This window comes from Tolypothrix bouteillei VB521301 (assembly GCF_000760695.4).
Taxonomy (GTDB): Bacteria; Cyanobacteriota; Cyanobacteriia; order Cyanobacteriales; family Nostocaceae; genus Scytonema; species Scytonema bouteillei_A.
In genome coordinates this window covers 4,532,814-4,551,260 of record NZ_JHEG04000001.1, presented here as the reverse complement: position 1 = coordinate 4,551,260, position 18,447 = coordinate 4,532,814, and the positions used below count along the sequence as shown (strand labels likewise).

15 protein-coding genes are annotated in these 18,447 nt (G+C 42.4%); 8 read left to right on the top strand and 7 right to left on the bottom strand.

Going from position 1 to position 18,447, the window contains the following annotated elements; all coding sequences use genetic code 11:
- Positions 1 to 141 precede the first annotated feature (141 nt).
- From HC643_RS18195 to HC643_RS18185, 3 genes are all read left to right on the top strand, one after another.
- Positions 142 to 486, top strand: coding sequence for a hypothetical protein (locus HC643_RS18195; protein WP_202048629.1), 345 nt, complete (start codon positions 142 to 144; stop codon positions 484 to 486).
- 366 nt (positions 487 to 852) lie between these two features.
- Positions 853 to 1,953, top strand: coding sequence for a sensor histidine kinase (locus HC643_RS18190; protein ID WP_038085026.1), 1,101 nt, complete (start codon positions 853 to 855; stop codon positions 1,951 to 1,953).
- A gap of 17 nt (positions 1,954 to 1,970) precedes the next feature.
- Positions 1,971 to 3,347 carry an aldehyde dehydrogenase gene (locus tag HC643_RS18185; protein ID WP_038085024.1) on the top strand — a complete coding sequence of 459 codons (1,377 nt, stop codon included), beginning with the start codon at positions 1,971 to 1,973 and terminating at the stop codon, positions 3,345 to 3,347.
- Positions 3,348 to 3,412: 65 nt separating this feature from the next.
- Here HC643_RS18185 and HC643_RS18180 read toward each other — a convergent pair whose 3' ends face one another.
- The 3 genes from HC643_RS18180 to HC643_RS18170 all read right to left on the bottom strand — a co-directional run bounded on the left by HC643_RS18180 (position 3,413) and on the right by HC643_RS18170 (position 4,985).
- A complete protein-coding gene (locus HC643_RS18180; RefSeq protein WP_038085022.1) occupies positions 3,413 to 4,009 on the bottom strand; it encodes a sulfite oxidase-like oxidoreductase in 597 nt (198 codons plus the stop codon).
- A 133-nt stretch (positions 4,010 to 4,142) separates the two neighbouring features.
- A complete protein-coding gene (gene rpmF / locus HC643_RS18175) occupies positions 4,143 to 4,316 on the bottom strand; it encodes a 50S ribosomal protein L32 (protein ID WP_038116823.1) in 174 nt (57 codons plus the stop codon).
- Positions 4,317 to 4,475: 159 nt separating this feature from the next.
- Positions 4,476 to 4,985, bottom strand: a complete 510-nt coding sequence (locus HC643_RS18170; RefSeq protein WP_038116834.1) for a hypothetical protein — start codon at positions 4,983 to 4,985, stop codon at positions 4,476 to 4,478.
- Between the two features lie 448 nt (positions 4,986 to 5,433).
- On the opposite strand from HC643_RS18170, the gene HC643_RS18165 reads away from it, so the two are divergent.
- A complete protein-coding gene (locus HC643_RS18165) occupies positions 5,434 to 7,410 on the top strand; it encodes a caspase family protein (RefSeq protein ID WP_167844705.1) in 1,977 nt (658 codons plus the stop codon).
- Positions 7,411 to 7,486: 76 nt separating this feature from the next.
- Here the strand turns inward: HC643_RS18165 and HC643_RS18160 are convergent, their stop codons facing one another.
- Positions 7,487 to 7,864 (bottom strand): Mo-dependent nitrogenase C-terminal domain-containing protein, encoded by a 378-nt coding sequence (locus HC643_RS18160; protein WP_038086259.1) that lies wholly within the window; start codon positions 7,862 to 7,864, stop codon positions 7,487 to 7,489.
- A gap of 569 nt (positions 7,865 to 8,433) precedes the next feature.
- On the opposite strand from HC643_RS18160, the gene HC643_RS18155 reads away from it, so the two are divergent.
- Positions 8,434 to 9,630, top strand: coding sequence for an anion transporter (locus tag HC643_RS18155; protein WP_038086261.1), 1,197 nt, complete (start codon positions 8,434 to 8,436; stop codon positions 9,628 to 9,630).
- 95 nt (positions 9,631 to 9,725) lie between these two features.
- Here the strand turns inward: HC643_RS18155 and HC643_RS18150 are convergent, their stop codons facing one another.
- The 3 genes from HC643_RS18150 to HC643_RS18140 all read right to left on the bottom strand — a co-directional run bounded on the left by HC643_RS18150 (position 9,726) and on the right by HC643_RS18140 (position 13,921).
- The gene (locus HC643_RS18150; protein WP_038086263.1) at positions 9,726 to 11,501 is read right to left on the bottom strand and encodes a ribonuclease J; all 1,776 of its coding nucleotides are present in this window, start codon (positions 11,499 to 11,501) and stop codon (positions 9,726 to 9,728) included.
- Positions 11,502 to 11,879: 378 nt separating this feature from the next.
- Positions 11,880 to 12,779 (bottom strand): 4-hydroxy-tetrahydrodipicolinate synthase, encoded by a 900-nt coding sequence (gene dapA / locus HC643_RS18145; RefSeq protein ID WP_038086265.1) that lies wholly within the window; start codon positions 12,777 to 12,779, stop codon positions 11,880 to 11,882.
- A gap of 98 nt (positions 12,780 to 12,877) precedes the next feature.
- Entirely contained in the window at positions 12,878 to 13,921 is a 1,044-nt protein-coding gene (locus tag HC643_RS18140; RefSeq protein ID WP_038086299.1) for an aspartate-semialdehyde dehydrogenase, read from the bottom strand.
- 684 nt (positions 13,922 to 14,605) lie between these two features.
- Between HC643_RS18140 and tig the strand changes: the two genes are divergently transcribed.
- From tig to clpX, 3 genes are all read left to right on the top strand, one after another.
- A complete protein-coding gene (tig, locus tag HC643_RS18135; protein ID WP_038086267.1) occupies positions 14,606 to 16,075 on the top strand; it encodes a trigger factor in 1,470 nt (489 codons plus the stop codon).
- Positions 16,076 to 16,268: 193 nt separating this feature from the next.
- Positions 16,269 to 16,967, top strand: a complete 699-nt coding sequence (gene clpP / locus HC643_RS18130) for an ATP-dependent Clp endopeptidase proteolytic subunit ClpP (protein WP_038086269.1) — start codon at positions 16,269 to 16,271, stop codon at positions 16,965 to 16,967.
- 9 nt (positions 16,968 to 16,976) lie between these two features.
- Positions 16,977 to 18,317, top strand: coding sequence for an ATP-dependent protease ATP-binding subunit ClpX (clpX, locus tag HC643_RS18125; RefSeq protein ID WP_038086270.1), 1,341 nt, complete (start codon positions 16,977 to 16,979; stop codon positions 18,315 to 18,317).
- Positions 18,318 to 18,447: the final 130 nt, after the last annotated feature.

The window sequence follows — 18,447 nt, the reverse complement described above, 5'->3', positions numbered from 1 at the left end:
AAAAAAACGGAAAATGTTCGTAGTTGTGCTTTAACGCTAAAGCGCAATTACGAGCATAGAAGCATCTTAAGCCTAATTTGTTAAGCCTAATTTGTTTGAGCCCTGAAAATATTATTTGAACAAGGATATAGCCGGAAAGATGTGCTGGGTGTAGTTCGGTTTATTGATTGGATAATGGTGTTACCAGAAGAGTTGGTACGTAGTTTTAAACAAGAAGTGAGAAGTTACGAGGAGGCTCAAAGAATGCGGTATGTCACAAGTGTTGAACGTTTGGCAAAAGAAGAAGAAAAGCTGCAAAATACAAGGAATCATATCATTAAAATTCTCCAAACTCGATTTGGAGTAGTTCCTGAAGCAAGTGTGACAGTTGTTAATGAAATTGGGGAGTTATCTCTACTGGAACAACTTTTTACTAGTGCTATTACAATTGGCTCTTTAGAAGAATTCCAACAACTTCTTAACGAGAGTACCTCTGGAGCAAGTTAGAATTTGAAACTAGCTTCAAGGACTTCTACTCTGTCTTGTAACTATTACGGTATATCTACTACTTTGCCATCGGCTAAATAAATGCCAATCTGAATTGAAAAACCCAATGAATGTTTGTAAATGTTGGGTTTCGTTCCTCAACCCAACCTACGCGTTTTTGTATTTTTAGGCTTAACCGACAAATATTGGATTGTAAGGGGTTGCAAGATACCCGACTTCTTTGAGAAATCGGGTATCTGACGAATTAAGAGTAAAAAATCCTTATTAGATGAGAAATTTATGATGATATTAATGGAAAAAATGATACCAATAACTAATATCTTATACTAACCTAGTATTACTGCACTTTTCCTGTTTCTCTCTTATATGAGCTCCTTATCTTCAAAGCCCGACAAAATTCTTGTTGTGGATGATTCTCCTGATAATGTATTTTTAGTAAAAACCATTCTAGAAGAAGAAGGCTATATAGTTAGTACAGCGGAGAATGGTGTTTCAGCGCTAGCAGAACTGGAAACATCAACCTGTGACTTAGTACTGCTAGACTTAATGATGCCGGGAATGGATGGCTATGAAGTCACCAAGCAGATCCGGGGAAATAAGTCATTGCCTTTTATTCCTATTCTGCTCATTACCGCCCATGATTCACCCAACGTTGCTCATGGCTTGGATTTAGGGGCTGATGATTTTATTCGCAAACCCGTGACGGTAGATGAGTTACTCGCACGCGTGCGATCGCTTCTCCGCCTCAAACATACTATAGATGAACGGGATGAAATCGATCGCCAGCGACAAGATTTTGTCTCTCGTCTCACTCATGACTTACGCACACCCCTAGTCGCTGCTGATAAGATGCTGATGCTGTTTCAAGAGGGTGCATTGGGTAATCTTTCAGATCAAATGCAAGAAGTTATTGATATCATGGCTCGCAGCAATAGCAATCTGTTGGCTATGGTCAATACTTTACTGGAAGTTTACCGCTTTGAAGCGGGTCGCAAAACCATGGCATTTCAGCCAGTCGATATTCCCAATCTACTGAGTGAAGTTGTTGGTGAATTAAACCCACTGGCTGTAGATAAAGGGCTTGCACTTCATTTAAAGTTGAGTGAAAACTCTGGTAAAGATTTGGTGATGGCAGATCGCCTGGAACTCATTCGTCTTTTTACCAATCTTGTGGGTAATGCGATTAAGTTTACAGATAACGGATCGGTCACTATCCGTGTAATACCAGCAAACGCGTCCGATCCATTCATCACTGTTGAAGTCGCAGATACGGGTTCGGGGATTTCTCTTGAAGAACAAACCACTTTGTTTGAGCGATTTCGTCAGGGAAGCCATAAGAGTTCTGGTAGTGGATTGGGCTTATACCTTTCTCGGAGAATTGCGGAAGCACATCAAGGAACTATTACCGTTCATTCGGAGGTAGGTAAAGGCAGTATTTTCACTGTAAAACTTCCCGGACAACAGTAGTTGAGGTTATCAAGAAGATGAATACTCAAGTATCAATTGCCGATCTCATTGCTCGACAACGAGAATTTTTTAAAACGGGTACAACAAAAGATGTTGATTTTCGACTCAAACAATTAAAAGTTCTCAAACAAGCGATCGGTGAAAATCAAGAAGCTATTCTTCAAGCGCTAAAAGCAGATTTGGGGAAACCAGAGTTTGAGGCTTATGGCATGGAAATTTCAACTGTCAAAGAAATCGATCGCGCTATCAAACATCTTAAAAATTGGGCTAAGCCTCAAACAGCACCCGTTTCCCTACAATTCTTTCCAGCTTCAGCACAGATTTACCCCGAACCATTAGGGGTTGTTTTGATTATTGGTCCCTGGAACTATCCATTCCATTTACTGATATCCCCCTTAATAGGTGCGATCGCAGCAGGAAACTGTACAATTCTTAAACCTTCAGAACTTGCACAACAAACTTCTTTGGTTGTTAGTAAAATTATTCAGAAATACTTCGATTCAGCATATATAAATGTAGTCGAAGGAGGTGTGGAAACCAGTCAGCAACTTCTTGCAGAAAAGTTTGACCATATCTTTTTTACTGGTGGAACAGCTGTAGGCAAAATTGTTATGGAAGCAGCTGCAAAAAACTTAACGCCAGTGACTCTAGAGTTGGGTGGCAAAAGTCCTTGCATTGTCGATTCTGATACCAACCTCGAACATACAGCCACACGCATTGCTTGGGGTAAGTTTTTGAATTCCGGACAAACTTGTATTGCACCTGATTATCTTTTAGTTGATAAAAAAATCAAAGAAAATTTATTAGTAGAAATTCAAAAGCGTTTGCAAGAATTTTATGGAGATAATCCAGCCACAAGCCCCGATTATGCCAGAATTGTCAATCAAAGACATTTTGACAGATTAGTTAATCTGATAAAAGATAGCAAAATTCTAATTGGAGGAGAAACGAATCGGGAAGAACGTTATATTGCTCCTACAGTACTCGATAATGTTTCTCCAACAGATCCAGTTATGCAGGAAGAAATTTTTGGTCCAATTCTTCCTATTATTGAATACACAGATGTACAAGAAGCAATTGATTTAATTAACTCTCGATCAAAACCTCTAGCTCTGTACTTATTTTCCAACAATAAAAGCCTGCAAAAGAAAGTTTTACAGACAACATCATCTGGCGGTGTTTGTATCAACGATACTGTCTTGCACGTTGGTGTCTCATCTTTACCATTTGGAGGTGTTGGTGATAGCGGTATGGGTAATTATCACGGTAAAGCTAGTTTTGATACATTTTCCCATTATAAAAGTGTGTTACGCAGGTCTTTCTGGTTAAACTCAAAACTGCTTTACCCTCCTTACAAGGGTAAATTGTCTCTATTGAAGCGATTTTTTAACTAAAAGAATTATGAATTATGAATTATGAATTATGAAAATTTCATCATTCACCATTCATCATTCATAATTCAGAAGCTGCTATAGCGTTCTTCCGCCCAAGGTTCTCCACGACGATGATAGCCATTGCGTTCCCAAAAGCCCAGATCCTCTTTTTCTAGGAACTCCAAGCCATTAATCCACTTAGCACTTTTCCAAGCGTAAAGGTGAGGTACAACCAATCGCAAAGGACCGCCGTGTTCAGCAGGTAAGGGTTCGCCAAAAACTTGAAAAGCAAAGAAATTTTCTTCTCTTACAAAGTCTTCCATTGAGATATTGGTGGTGTAGCCACCGTAGCAGTGTTCCATAACATGGGCTGCTTTGGAATCTACCTCAATAGATTTCATGAAATCTGTTACCTTAATGCCAGTCCATTTGACATCAAGTTTTGACCAACGTGTTACACAGTGGAAATCTGCTGTGAATTCATGATGGGGTAACTCCAAGAAATCCGACCATTTGAAGGTTTTAGGTTTTGCTAAACCCCAAACCTTAAATTCCCATTCCTCTATATTGATTTGAGGCGTTGCGCCATAGGTTAGTACGGGAAATCCCTTTGTGAGGTACTGTCCGGGTGGAACGCGATCGCCTTCTTGTTGTGTTGGCTTCTGAAAAAACTTTCCCAGCATACTAGTAGAAATATAGATTTTTTGCTAATTGCTAATTGCTAATTTTTTGCTAATAGCTAATAGCTAATTGCTAATTGAGCCGTTTGTATACCGTTAGCCATTAGCCATTAGCCGTTAGCCATTAGCTATTCTACTATTCCTCTTCTTCCTCTTCTTCAGCAGTTGGATAGACAAAGGTGGAACGTCCAGTCAGGATTGATTTGCCTAGAGACAGGGCTTTCTGGGCTTGAATTGTAGCTTTGTGTCTCCAAGTCGCTCGACGTTTATCTCGTTTCGATTTTGATGTTTTCTTCTTTGGAACAGCCATGTTTGCGGATACTGCAATTTTTGACAACCTCACTATTGTATGCTAACAAAAGGCTGAAGTGTAAACTGTAAAGGATAAAGTACTCGTCGCTGGTGAGTTAGTCCAGTTGTACTTCTTGGCGGGGGAACTTGTTTATACTTGATACTTTATCCTTCATATCTATTTTTTTGGCGGTACAGCATTTTCCCCACTTGGTTTGGGCTCGGTATTTTGAGGTGGGGGTGCAGGAGGATTGGGTGATTCTGCGTTAGCATCCTGGGTAGTAGAAAACTTACCTCCAAAAAATAGCAGCGATCGCGCTGTTTTAAAGTAAGTTGCCCAACGCTTTGGATCTGGACGTGTACGCCATTGCGGACGACTGACTTTTAATTCTAGAACTGGTGCGATCGCACCATAATTTTGTACGGAAACCATTATAGAAACATCCGTAACTAAAATATCTTGGTCAAAACTGCGTTGAGCAGCTGCTCTAGCCGCCGTTTCTGCTCTAGTTAGGAGAGTTTCGTAATTTTCTTCAGGAAAGCGGTCAATGGAAAGGTCAAGTCTGGCGGTGTAAGCTTGTGCGATCTGGGGGTTCAGTGCTTCGCTCGCTATCCATAAGGGAACTCCACTACTCATCAACACAATTACAGCAGAAGCTATCCGGATTTTCTTGCCAATGACTGGTATAGACTGAATGAGTGTTTTAAATGGATTGGTTTGAAAAAGAATAATCCTTGATGACTGAAAAACATAGCCGCTCCTCATAACTCTATAGCTCCTTAGGTGATAACCTTAATCTGAATCGCTCGAAATAAGTATCAATAATGAAAATTTTATACTTCATTGTTGGGGATTTTGGCTTCAGTACAATTATCAGTAATCCGTAATTAGCGATCGGCGACTATTAAGCGGTGATGCATACTGTAGAAGCCCTTAAATTAGGGATCGAACGTTGCTGTTCGCCAACTATTGAGCGGTTCTGTATACTGTAGAATCCCCTAAGTTTTGTATGGAAAAAAAGAAATTGATTCACGATTCAAATTTTCTACTTTAAAGTATGGTAATTAACTGGTTACTGGTTATTAGTCACTAGTCACTGTTAGAAATAGCAAACAATAACTAAACTAAAAGCACGATGGCAAACAATTGGGCGATCGCCATTGGCATCAATCAATATCATTTCTACCAACCCTTGGGTTATGCTCAAGCAGATGCTGAGGCTGTCAAAGATTTTTTAGTGACATACGGTGGTTTTTTACCGCAACAGTGTCTGTTAATGACAGATACTTCACCACCTTTTAGAGATAGACCGACACTTCCTACTAAGGAAAATATTCTGCTGTTGTTTGAAGATTTGGTAGCAACAGACTTTCAACCTCAAGACCGAGTGTGGTTTTTCTTTAGTGGTTATGGCACAAACGCTAAAGGACAAGATTACTTAATGCCGATGGATGGAAACCCCAATAGCATTGAGGAAACAGGTATAGACGTGCGCTCTATCATGCAAAGCTTGCAAGTTGCTGCACTGAATGCGTTTATCCTGCTTGATATTAACCGTGCTACTGGCTCTCAAGCAGATGCTTTTGTTGGTCAAGAATTAGTAGAGTTAGCCAAAGAATTACAAATTTCTACGATTCTTTCTTGCCAACTAGAAGAATTTTCTTATGAAAGCAGCGAATTAGGTCATGGATTTTTTACAGCAACGCTTTTGGAAGCTCTGCGTTTCGGTCATGGCAGCAGTTTAACGAATTTAGAAAACTACCTCAGTGTTCGTACACCAGAATTGTGTCAGCATCACTGGCGTCCTACACAAAATCCGATTGTTGTCCCTACCTCACAAGGGCAAATTATCTTGCCCCAATTCGATGAAAAAATCGACAAAAAAAGCGCCTCAGCTTTTGCTCGCTCGGAATTTACACCACTTGTACTAGTTGCTCCTTCTATTGGGGAGGAAGTGGAGACAAGGGGAGAAGGGGACAAGAGGGACAGGGGAGACAGGGGAGACAGGGTAGCAGCAATTTCTCCCTTGTCTACCCCCTCTCCCTTGTCTACCCCCTCTTCGTTGTCTAGCCCTCCTCCCTTGTCTACCCCCTCTCCCTTGTCTACCCCCTCTCCCTTGTCTAGCCCTCCTTCCTTGTCTCCCCCCGCTTCCACTCCCCCAAGCACTTACTCCACTTCTTCCAAAAAATCAACAAACTCTTTTCTGCCAAAACTTCTCTTTGGCAGTGTGGCTACGATGCTACTTTTATGTATCATCGCAGTGGCTGTTCTCCACGAACGAGTGGGATTGAGATTGGGGAGGCTTTTGCCCGTGTCTTCAAAAACTGACACGAATGGTAATGCTCCCCAAGGGAGCCGCTCAATAGGCGATCGCAATGCTGTTGGGGGTTCACCAAACGCTCCTACAGTTCCAGTAACAGCGTCAACGCCCTCAGATCCTATAGTGAGTCCCAAACCAACGGTCCAAATTACTTCTCAACCAACGGTCCAACCAACTTCTAGTTCCAACGAGTCTCAAAAGCGAAAACAAGCCCTAGCGGACTTGGAGAAGATGTCGCTGACTCCCAAGCAAGCAAGCAATTTACGTTTGGCAATTACAAAAGCTCGTGAAATTCCACCAAGCGATCCTCTTTACCAACAAGCTCAAACCAATGTTGAAGTTTGGAGCCGGATAATTTTGGAGTTAGCGGAAAATCGTGCAAAAGAAAAGCGTTATTCAGATGCGATCGCTGCGGCGCAATTAATTACAAAAGAGGAATCAATATACTCCAAGGCACAATTCCAGATGAGACAGTGGCGACTAATGGCAAAGCAGTATGTGAGTAACACAACTCTCGTCGATGCTGCTAGCGGCTTAGTTCGACCCGGACAGGCTTCTACATACAATCGTGCGATCGAGGTTGCCAAGAAAGTGCCACAAGGTCAACCAGGCTTTGATGTTGCTAAGAAATCTATTGACACTTGGAGCGAAAAAATTTTCGATCTTGCTCAAAGGCGTGCTAACCGAGGAGAATTTAAGTCAGCTATTGACACTGCCGTGCTAGTACCAGAAGGGACAGGTGCCTACAAACAGGCTCAGGAAGCCATTAAAAAGTGGTCAAAAAGCGATTAATGGTAATTGTTAGTGGTTATTGGTTATTGGTCAGTCTTCCATTAGCCATTAGCCATTAGCCATTAGCCATTAGCCATTAGCAATATTGCGTTACATCTTCGCCGCATTCGTCAGCCAAATAACACAATGCGCGAAAACGCAAGCTGACCACCTCGTTATACAAAGGGTTGAGCTTGCACAATGGCGGAATGCGAAATAGGGTTTTTCCAAATAGGTTGATGTCTCGCTCAAAGGGGCATTGAGATGGGATAGATTTGCACAAGCGGTGCGCTATCTCGCGATTTTGTACTTGAAAATTATCCAACCACTGCCTTAACGGTTTGAGAATATCAAAGTGAGGCTTGGGAGATGAACCGCGTAGTCCAACCGCTTTAGTTTCGTTTTCTGGTGCTGGATTTAACGATACCCAGCTTGCAACAAAAATTCTTTTTGGGGTATTATGGTATACCTTCATTTTGCAATCCTCTCTTTGATTGAGGGTCTTTAACTGCCTGCTGAAAATCTACAACATTGTCATGACTCGTCCCGGAAAAATCTTGTCCTGACTTGAGATGCAATTTGACAATCTGTACAACCTGATGATTGAGTAGCTACTAGCATCAAAGCCTGTTTTATATTAAGTCAAGTTAACAACAATTTCCTTTTGATCGGAAGTGTGGTACTAGCATCTTGTTTATAACTTGACACAACGATTAAATTCTAATGAAGTCATCTGCCGTTGGGTATAGCTAAATCAAACTTTTACAAAACTTTATGTTTCATTCCTTAACCAGCCTTTTTCTTAAGTAAAAATACTGGTAAATAGCAGTTGGAGGTTGATTATTAGCTTCTAGCCAAACTACGTAAATTTTACATTGTTTTTACCTCACAAACGGTACAGCTATATTTAAAGAAAAAATATAAGTTTGTCAAGAAAAGTAAAGTTTTAATAAAAAAGTATATAGCGATCGCAAACTGCGTACAAGAGGGAGTAAGAAACTGGGAATTGAGAGTTCTTCCTTGTCCTCCGTGTCCCTAACCCCTATGCTTTTGCTTCAATTTGCAATTTACGGTGTCTTAGGACTGACTTACTTGGGGTTAGCAATTGGTTTTTTCCCCGGTTTACGCATGAACCGCGCCACAATCGCCCTAGTAGGTTCGGCATTTCTGATTGCGCTGGGTGTTCTCAAGTTGCAGGAAGCTTGGGATGCAATTGATGCCAAAACTATTGTGTTTCTGCTCAGCATGATGGTTGTTAATGCCAATTTATCTTTTGCTGGCTTTTTTCCGCGATCCCTGCTGGTATTGCTTAGTTTTACTCGCAGTCCATTCGGCTTAATAACTGTCTTGACTTTTGGTAGTGGTGTCCTGTCTGCTTTTTTTCTCAATGACACCTTAGCCCTAGTTTTTACCCCACTCACCTTGAGTCTTACAAAGAGCTTAAATTTAAATCCAATTCCCTATTTGCTTGCAGTCGCTGGCGCAACTAATATTGGTTCTGTCGCTACCTTGAGTGGAAATCCCCAAAATATTCTCATCGGTTCTTTTTCGGGGATCGGTTATTTAGATTTTGCAAGGGCATTGACTCCCGTTGCTTTGATAGGTTTGGTAATTCAGGTTGGGTTGTTGTGGCTACTATACCCAAGTGTGCGATCGACTCAACCGTGCAGCTCGTTGCCGAATGGTAAAGCACGTGTTTACAAACCTTTGTATCAAAAAACTTTAACGATCGCGACTGGATTGTTGATTGCTTTTGCTGTGGGCTTACCTCTTGCTGAATCTGCCCTGATTGCAGCGAGTTTGTTACTTATCACTCGGCGGATTAAACCACAGCGCATTCTCAAACAAGTCGATTGGAATCTTCTGGTTATGTTTTCTGGGCTGTTTATTCTTTCAAGGGTAACGCAAAAGTTGAATTTGCTTGAGCCGTTCACTCATGCAACTGGTTCTCCTATTGGTCTTTTAAGTGTCACGGCTGTATTGTCGAACCTGATTTCTAATGTTCCTGCGGTATTGCTTCTCCAACCTTTAATTCCTCAAGACAATTCCCAGTCTTGGCTGTTGCTAGCGGCTGGATCGACTTTGGCTGGAAATCTCACTTTGTTTGGATCGGTCGCTAATTTAATTGTTGTGGAAGCAGCTGCTGAGTTGGGTTACAAGCTGACTTTTTTAGAGCATTTGCGCTTTGGATTACCTCTAACTGTCTTAACTTTACTTCTGACTTTTCTGCTGATTGCTTAAACTCAAATCTCTCGTTCCCATGTTTAGCCTGGGAACGAGAGTAACTAGATCGAGGGAGGGCAAAGCCCCCTCTCGCATTGAGATGAGGGGATAATTTACGATGCGACTTGAGCCGCCGTGCGAGTGCGGCGTCTTCTACCATCAGCAACTTTTACCGGAGGTTCATCAGGAATTTGCATCAGTAATGTCACTGTTGGTTGACAATGCAGTTCTCTTTTCAAGGAGCGTGCGAGTTCTTTTTCCAAATGCTCTTGCAATCCAACCCAATCTACTTCTAGTTGATCGCTTCCATAAGAAGAGGTGGAAAATTCAGACCAACGCACGTTCAGGATTTCTTCAATTCGCTGCTGCACCCATTTTTGCAGTAGCGATCGCTCAAAACTAGTCACAACACCGCGCAGGTGAATTTCTGGCTTCGCCATAAGTTTCCCTGTCCAATCTATTGCTGTTGCAATTGTGACAATACCTTCTTCTGCCATGCGTTGCCGTTCGTGCAGGACTTTGTCGCTAACCATGCCAATACCGGATGTATCTACTAGTTCCAATCCGGCTGGTACTTTACCTGCGACACGAATAGATTCTTCTGTCAATTCTACAACATTGCCATTTTGAATAATGACCATGTTTTCAGCAGGAATACCCATGCTTTGGGCTGTTTGGCTGTGTTTTACCAGCATCCGGTGTTCCCCGTGAACTGGTAAGAAGAATTTGGGCTTGGTTAGAGCAATCATCAGCTTTTGGTCTTCCTGACATCCATGCCCTGAGACGTGAATGCCTTTTTCTCGACCGTAGACCACATTTGCCCCTTGCATCATTAATTGATCGATGACAGTTACCACTGCGATGGTATTACCGGGAATGGGATTGGCTGAAAATACCACTGTATCCCCTTGCCGAATTTTGATGTGGGGATGCTCTTGCTTGGCAATTCTCGTCATGGCTGACATTGGCTCACCTTGAGAACCTGTTGTCAGAACGAGTACGTTTTCATCGGGAAGATTGCGAACTACGTGCAACGGTTGTAGTAGATTGTCTTCGCACTTGATATATCCTAAATTCCGGGCATGGGCAATTAAATTGAGCATGGAACGCCCAACCACTGTCACCGTGCGTTTGTACTTTTGTGCGAGATGCAAAATCATATTGATGCGATGCACGCTCGAGGCAAAGGTTGTAACAAAGAGCCGTCCGGTGGCTTGAGTAAAAACCCTTTCTAAATTTGGATATACCGAACCTTCTGAAGGGGTGAATCCTGGAACTTCTGAGTTCGTGGAATCACTCATCAAACAAAGGACGCCTTTTTCTCCGTGTTCGGCTAGCCTTTGGATATCAAAACGTTCGCCATCTACTGGAGTATGGTCAAATTTGAAATCTCCTGTATGAATGACTACACCGAGAGGGGTATGAATGGCTACGGTAAAGCTATCAGCTATAGAGTGGGTATTGCGGATGAATTCAACAAAGAAATGTTTGCCAATTCTGACGACATCCCGAGGCTGAACAGTCTTCAACTCCGTGCGATCGCGGACTCCTGCTTCTTCCAACTTACCCTCTAGCATCGCCAATGCTAATCTCGGACCGTAAATAACAGGAATTTCAAATTGTTTTAAATGAAAAGCTATACCGCCAATATGATCTTCATGACCGTGGGTAACAATCATACCCTTAATTTTGTGACGGTTTTCCCTTATATAAGTCATGTCTGGTAAGACAATATTCACCCCGTGCATGGCTTCTGTAGGGAAAGCTAATCCCGCATCTAAAAGGATAATTTCATCCTCGTACTCGAAAACGCAGGTATTTTTACCAATTTCGTGCAAGCCACCCAATGGAATAATTTTTAGGGCAGCAGAAGTTTCGTTTTTTACCATTTTCTCCCTTGGTTGTTCTTCGTTAAAAATTTGAGATTTTAGAGCGTTGTTTCTCTGTCGTTCAAAACACAAGATTTAGAAGTTTTCTTGTAATAGAAACACGGACAATATATGTAAGTGAATGCAAATAAAAGTCATTATGTGATGACATGGAAAATTGTTATAACCGTTTCAAATTAACAATGACAAATGATAACCCTCGCTAGTTAACTTTATTTTTGACGACTCACCAAACTGCTTAATTTAAATGGGCTTGAAAAGCTTGGAATTCATAATTATATTCACTTCATTCTTAACACAGACTTTCGCTCTGCGATATGGTAAAATCACGCACATTTTCTTAACACATAGCTTAACTAGCAAACACCCCACACGTGTTTAACTCGTTGTTGCTTTGAGGAGATTGAGTTCCTGAAGAACCGTTTCTAACTTTTGACTGACTTCTGGATCGGCCTCAGTTAGTGGTAGACGACTTGAACCCACGTTCCAACCCACAAGGTTCAATGCTTTCTTAATTGGAATTGGATTGGTAGTTGCAAATAAAGCTTTAAATAAAGGAAACAGTTGGAGATGTATTTCCCTAGCTGACTGAACCTGACCTATTTCAAAAGCTTGAATCATTTGCTGTAGTTGGTTCCCTACAAGGTGAGAAGCTACGCTAACCACTCCCTTTGCCCCCACTGCTAACAAAGGTAGTGTTAAATAATCATCGCCAGAATAGATCGGGAAATCTTTTGGTGTCAACCGACGAATCTCGCTCGCTTGGTCTAAATTTCCACTTGATTCTTTTATTCCTACAATATTATCAATTTCCGCTAAACGCGCCACTGTCGGTGGTAAAAGATTTTGACCTGTGCGTCCGGGAACGTTGTATAGCAATATCGGCAATTCTGGCGTTGCCTGGGCGATCGCCTGAAAATGCTGATACAGGCCTGCTTGCGGCGGCTTATTGTAGTAAGGAACCACTTGCAGCGTGCCATGTACTCCTATTGTAGCTGCCTTTTGGGTAGCAGCAATTGCTTCTTTGGTGGAATTCGATCCACACCCTGCTATAACAAGAGCTTTTCCTTGCACTGCTTGCAGCACCACAGAGAACAACTGGTATTCCTCGTCCCAAGTTAAAGTTGGGGATTCTCCAGTTGTACCGCACACGACTATTGTATCGGTTCCGTTGCTAGCTAGATGCACCGCTAGTTCTGCTGCTACATCGTAATTTACACTACCGTCTTCACGTAACGGTGTAATCATAGCGGTTAGAACTCTACCAAAATCTACCACCCTCAGTTTTCTCCTAATTTTTTGTTAATTGTTAGTTGTTCATTGTGAATTGTTAGTGGTTAGTTGTTCCTAAGCTACTAACCACTAACTAATAACTACTAACCGCTAACCACCAATTCCTGTGGCTTTAACCAACTTTTTTCAACTAACAATTCAGCAATTTGTATGGCATTCAATGCTGCGCCCTTGCGGATTTGATCTCCACACAGCCATAGTTCTAAACCGGAGGGGTGTGAGATGTCTTGACGAATTCTTCCCACTAAAACTTCATCTTGACCTGTAGCTTCCATTGGCATTGGAAAATAGTTTGCCTGCCAATTTTCCACCAACTTTACACCAGGTGCTTGCTGCAGAATTTCTCTTGCTTTTTCTGGGCTAAAGTGTTCTTCAAACTCTAGGTTAATTGCTTCTGAGTGAGCGCGGAGTACGGGAACCCGCACGCAAGTTGCCGTAATTCTTATACTTTCTTCTCCAAAGATTTTACGGGTTTCATTAACCATTTTCATTTCTTCCTCACAGTACCCGGAATCATTCAATGGGGAGTTGTGGGGAAATAAATTAAACGCTAAGGGGTAGGGAAACACTTCAGCAACAGGTTGTTTACCTGCTAGGATGTCGCTTGTTTGAGTTTTTACTTCCTCCATAGCTCTAGCACCCGCACCACTAGCTGATTGATATGTTGCAGCTACTATACGGCGCACGGGTTTTATCTTGTGCAATGGCCAAACAGCCACTGCCATCAAAATTGTGGTGCAGTTGGGATTGGCGATTATGCCTTTATGGGTTGCGGCGCTTTCTGGATTTACCTCTGGAACAACTAGGGGAACTTCCGGATTCATGCGAAAGGCACTGGAATTGTCTATAACCACAGCACCAGAGGCCACAGCTTTTGGTGCCAAAGCTTTTGAGGTGGAACCTCCTGCGCTTGCAAGGACTAAATCTACGTTCTCAAAGACCTTTTCACTGACTGGCTCTACTAATAAACTTTCCCCTTTGAACGATATCCTCTTACCCGCACTCCGCTCGGATGCCAATAGCTTGAGATCGGAAACAGGGAAATTCCGTTCGGACAGTAAATCTAGCAACTCTTGACCAACAGCACCGGTCGCTCCCAAAATAGCTATGCGATAGGATTTAGACAAACTGGCTTCCTCCTCTAAATAGTGTTTATGTGCGAGTTCTTGTAAAAGTTCAGAATCTAGATGGCACTGGCACATACCAAATGCCTTGTCAACCTTTTAATAGATAGTTTTATTATTTTTAGCAATTGATCGTATTTCTTAATTTAATACATTTACTTTCTTAGTTATGCTTGTGATTGCTGCATTTTACAACAATTAATAATCATTAAATTTTCAACCAAATTAAACACATTATACTACCTGTTCTCAAGTTAGTGCAAAAATGCATATGTCTGCACCTTAGCCTGATGACAAGTCTTATCTCTATCAAGGTGCGTTATCAGAATGATTGATGTACTATGATTCAGATGGACTTCAAGCAGCAAGCCAGTCAACTTGTCTAGCCCCCAAGGTGTCGAACGAAGCAAGAACTGCGCTCAGCCCCATTAGACAGCTGTACCCTACGGTATAACGCAGGTCATGCAAACTGCTGATTGAGAACCAGGATATCACGTGTCACCTCTTTGGGAAAAACTATTTGGAGGATTAATAGATAAACTAATTTGAGATAAAGTGTCAGCAACCAAGGAACTTCCAAAGAAAAAATGTTTCACATTTCTTGTGAGATAATCTATTTTTTGCGGTTCCCCAAAAATTTACTTAGTAAAAGAAAACACAAAGATAGCGACATACGTAGAGACGAAGATGAAAGTAACCCAGGAAAAACTTCCCGCCAGTCAAGTTGGTCTGGAAATAGAAATTGCGCCGGAAAAGACCAAGGAATCTTACGAACAGGTCATTAAAAACTTAGCGAGTACTGCAAATATTCCTGGGTTTCGTAAAGGCAAAGTGCCTCGGCAAATATTAATACAGCGCATGGGCGTAACTCGCATTAAGGCAGCAGCGCTAGAAGAACTGATTCAAGATGGAATCGAAAAAGCTGTTAAACAAGCAGAAGTGAAAGCGATCGGTCAGCCAAAGTTGCGCTCTTCGTTTGAGGAGTTGATAGGTCACTACGAACCCGGTAAGCCTTTGACATTTTCTGCGGCTGTAGATGTTCAACCAGAGGTAGAAGTCAGCGATTACACGGGATTACAATTAAAAGCAGAAGAAGTCAAGTACGACCCAGACCGGGTTGAGCAAGTCTTAGATGGCGAACGCCAACAAATGGCAACGCTAATTCCAGTAGAAGGAAGAGCAGCCCAACTCGGCGATATTGCTGTTGTTGATTTCAAGGGCGTTATTGCCAAAGGCGAAGGTGAGGACCCGTCTGCAGAACCGCAACCCATACCGGGTGGCGAAGCAACTGATTTTCAGGTGGAGTTGCAAGAGGATAAATTTATTCCTGGTTTCGTAACGGGAATGGTAGGCATGAATCCTGGAGAAACTAAAGAAATTACGGCTCAGTTTCCAGATCCTTATGCAAATGAGGAGTTGGCAGGAAAACCAGCTATTTTCACGGTTACACTTAAGGAACTCAAGGAAAAAGAACTGCCGGAATTGAACGATGATTTTGCTCAAGAAGTCAGTGATTTTGAAACTTTTGAGGAATTACGCAATTCTTTAGAAGAACGTTTCCAAAAGGAAGCAGAGCAGAAAACCAAGTCAAACAAGCAAGAAGCCCTGTTGGCTGAATTGGTGAAGCACGTAGAAGTAGATTTGCCAGAAACCATGATTCAAGAGGAAGTGGATGCGATGCTGACACAAACAGCAGTCCGTCTTTCTCAACAAGGCATTGATATCAAAAAGTTGTTTACCCAAGACGTCATTCCTCAGTTGCGGGAACGTTCTCGTGATGAAGCTGTCGAACGTATCAAGCGATCGCTATCTTTACAGGAAATCGGCAAGCGCGAATCTATCGAAGTATCTCCAGAAGAGGTGAAAGCTAGAGTCGAAGAGTTGCTAGAGCAGTATAAAGAGCGCGATGTCGATCCTGAGAGACTTCAGGAAGTCGTGGAAAATGAACTGTTGTCTGAAAAAATCATGGATTGGCTCCTAGAACGGTCAACTGTTGAACTAGTGCCAGAAGGGTCTTTGAGCGCGGAAACAGTCACAGAGGAGGATTCTGAAGTGGAATTGGCCGAAACGGTTCCCGTGACTGAAGCAGAATTTACACAGCCAGCTTCAGAACAAACGGTGGAAGTCCAAGCAGAATCAGTGAGCGGCGACCAGTGAGCAGCGATCGCTAAGCAGTGACCGTTTATCAAAATTTTGGTAAATGGTCGCACTTGATTTGATACTGTTTCACACGGAGCAATATATATGAGGCATAATGGTTAACACATAGTTATATCGCGAATTCAATTTTTGATTCGTAGCAGCTTTGGCTGCAAAAATTACTGTTACACTTGTCATCAAAAGTTCTTCTATGCTTGTATCTCAGTCGGGAAACTACCAATTTAATAGTTCGAGTGACTTCAAGCTTTACTCCTCCTTAAATAGTCCTAGCAACATCGTCCCGATGGTTGTAGAACAATCCGGAGTTGGAGAGCGAGCTTTTGATATATACTCTCGTTTGCTGCGCGATCGAATCATCTTTCTGGGAACGCCCATTGACGATGTCGTTTCTAACTCGATTGTTGCTCAGTTATTGTTCTTAGACGCGGAAGATTCTGAAAAAGACATTCAACTGTACATCAATTCTCCCGGTGGTTCCGTTACAGCAGGTATGGCAATTTATGATACAATCCAGCAAATTCGTCCCGATGTGGTGACAATCTGTTTTGGATTGGCTGCTAGCATGGGGGCATTTTTGTTAACCGCAGGAACTCGTGGCAAGCGGATGTCTCTTCCTGACTCCCGGATTATGATTCACCAACCCTTGGGAGGTGCTCAGGGACAAGCAGTGGATATCGAAATACAAGCCAGAGAAATTCTTTATCATAAATCTAAGTTGAATCAGTTACTGGCCCAGCATACTGGTCAACCCTTAGAAAGAGTAGAAGCCGATACTGAACGCGACTTTTTTATGTCGGCAGAAGAGGCAAAAAATTATGGCTTGATCGATCAAGTCATTCTACGACAAAATCTCCCCGTCGCAGGGGAAAACGTCACCGTTCTGAAATAAGAGGCTGGTATGTCTAAGTACGACTCCCATTTAAAGTGTTCATTTTGTGGTAAGTCTCAGGAGCAGGTTCGCAAGTTAATCGCCGGACCGGGAGTCTACATTTGCGATGAATGCGTTGACTTATGTAATGAAATCCTGGATGAAGAGTTACTAGACACGAATGGGGCAGCGTCGTCTCAACCAGCACCCAGGTCAGAACCACCTCAAAAACGTGCTCGTCGCTCTTCAAGTCTCTCGTTCAATCAAATACCAAAACCGCGAGAGATTAAAAAGTACCTCGACGAACACGTTATTGGTCAAGAAGAAGCCAAAAAAGTTCTTTCAGTTGCCGTTTACAATCACTACAAGCGGTTATCCATCGTTCAAGCTAAAGGCAGTGGCAAAGCATTGGACGATGCTGTAGAGCTACAAAAGTCTAATATCTTGCTAATTGGTCCTACTGGATGTGGAAAGACTCTGTTAGCACAAACTCTAGCCAAGATTCTTGATGTCCCCTTTGCTGTGGCTGATGCTACTACCTTAACGGAAGCAGGGTACGTGGGAGAAGATGTGGAAAATATCTTGCTGCGACTGTTACAGGTGGCAGATTTAGATGTTGAGGAAGCACAGCGAGGCATTATTTACATCGATGAAATCGATAAGATTGCTCGTAAAAGCGAAAACCCATCAATTACTCGCGATGTTTCTGGAGAAGGCGTACAGCAAGCTTTGCTGAAAATGTTAGAGGGGACGATCGCTAATGTTCCACCCCAAGGAGGGCGCAAGCACCCCTATCAAGACTGCATCCAGATTGATACCAGCAATATCCTGTTTATCTGCGGCGGTGCGTTTGTTGGTTTGGAAAAAGTCGTAGAACAGAGAATTGGTAAAAAGTCAATAGGTTTTGTACAACCGGGCGAAGGTCAGACAAAAGACAGGCGCACGGCTGACACTCTGCGTCACCTAGAACCAGATGACCTGGTGAAATTTGGCATGATTCCAGAATTCATCGGGAGAATTCCAATGGTAGCAGTGGTAGAACCGCTAGATGAGGAAGCACTCATGGCGATTCTGACCCAGCCCCGCAGCGCTTTGGTGAAGCAATACCAAAAACTACTGAAGATGGACAACGTTCAGTTAGAGTTCAAACAAGAAGCTTTGCGAGCAATTGCCCAGGAAGCATATCGGCGGAAAACAGGTGCAAGAGCGCTGCGAGGCATTGTTGAAGAACTGATGTTGGACGTGATGTACGAGTTACCCTCCCGCAAAGACGTGACTCGCTGTACGGTAACGCGAGAAATGGTAGAGAAGCGATCGACAGCAGAATTGTTGGTGCATCCATCTTCAATACCAAAACCAGAGTCAGCTTAAAGAATGATGAATTATGAATGATGAATTATGAATAAAAAATTATGAAGGATGAAGAAGGAATGATAAATTAGGAATTATGAGGACTAAATAGTAAAATTTAGTTTCAAAATTCAAAATTTTTTTCATTCCA

What these genes read in the sequence shown, in the direction of transcription:
- HC643_RS18160 (WP_038086259.1), bottom strand. Translation starts at nt 7,864, where the DNA reads ATGAAGGTATACCATAATACCCCAAAAAGAATTTTTGTTGCAAGCTGG.
- HC643_RS18155 (WP_038086261.1), top strand. Translation starts at nt 8,434, where the DNA reads ATGCTTTTGCTTCAATTTGCAATTTACGGTGTCTTAGGACTGACTTAC.
- HC643_RS18190 (WP_038085026.1), top strand. Translation starts at nt 853, where the DNA reads ATGAGCTCCTTATCTTCAAAGCCCGACAAAATTCTTGTTGTGGATGAT.
- rpmF (WP_038116823.1), bottom strand. Translation starts at nt 4,316, where the DNA reads ATGGCTGTTCCAAAGAAGAAAACATCAAAATCGAAACGAGATAAACGT.
- clpP (WP_038086269.1), top strand. Translation starts at nt 16,269, where the DNA reads ATGCTTGTATCTCAGTCGGGAAACTACCAATTTAATAGTTCGAGTGAC.
- HC643_RS18180 (WP_038085022.1), bottom strand. Translation starts at nt 4,009, where the DNA reads ATGCTGGGAAAGTTTTTTCAGAAGCCAACACAACAAGAAGGCGATCGC.
- clpX (WP_038086270.1), top strand. Translation starts at nt 16,977, where the DNA reads ATGTCTAAGTACGACTCCCATTTAAAGTGTTCATTTTGTGGTAAGTCT.
- tig (WP_038086267.1), top strand. Translation starts at nt 14,606, where the DNA reads ATGAAAGTAACCCAGGAAAAACTTCCCGCCAGTCAAGTTGGTCTGGAA.
- HC643_RS18185 (WP_038085024.1), top strand. Translation starts at nt 1,971, where the DNA reads ATGAATACTCAAGTATCAATTGCCGATCTCATTGCTCGACAACGAGAA.
- HC643_RS18165 (WP_167844705.1), top strand. Translation starts at nt 5,434, where the DNA reads ATGGCAAACAATTGGGCGATCGCCATTGGCATCAATCAATATCATTTC.
- HC643_RS18150 (WP_038086263.1), bottom strand. Translation starts at nt 11,501, where the DNA reads ATGGTAAAAAACGAAACTTCTGCTGCCCTAAAAATTATTCCATTGGGT.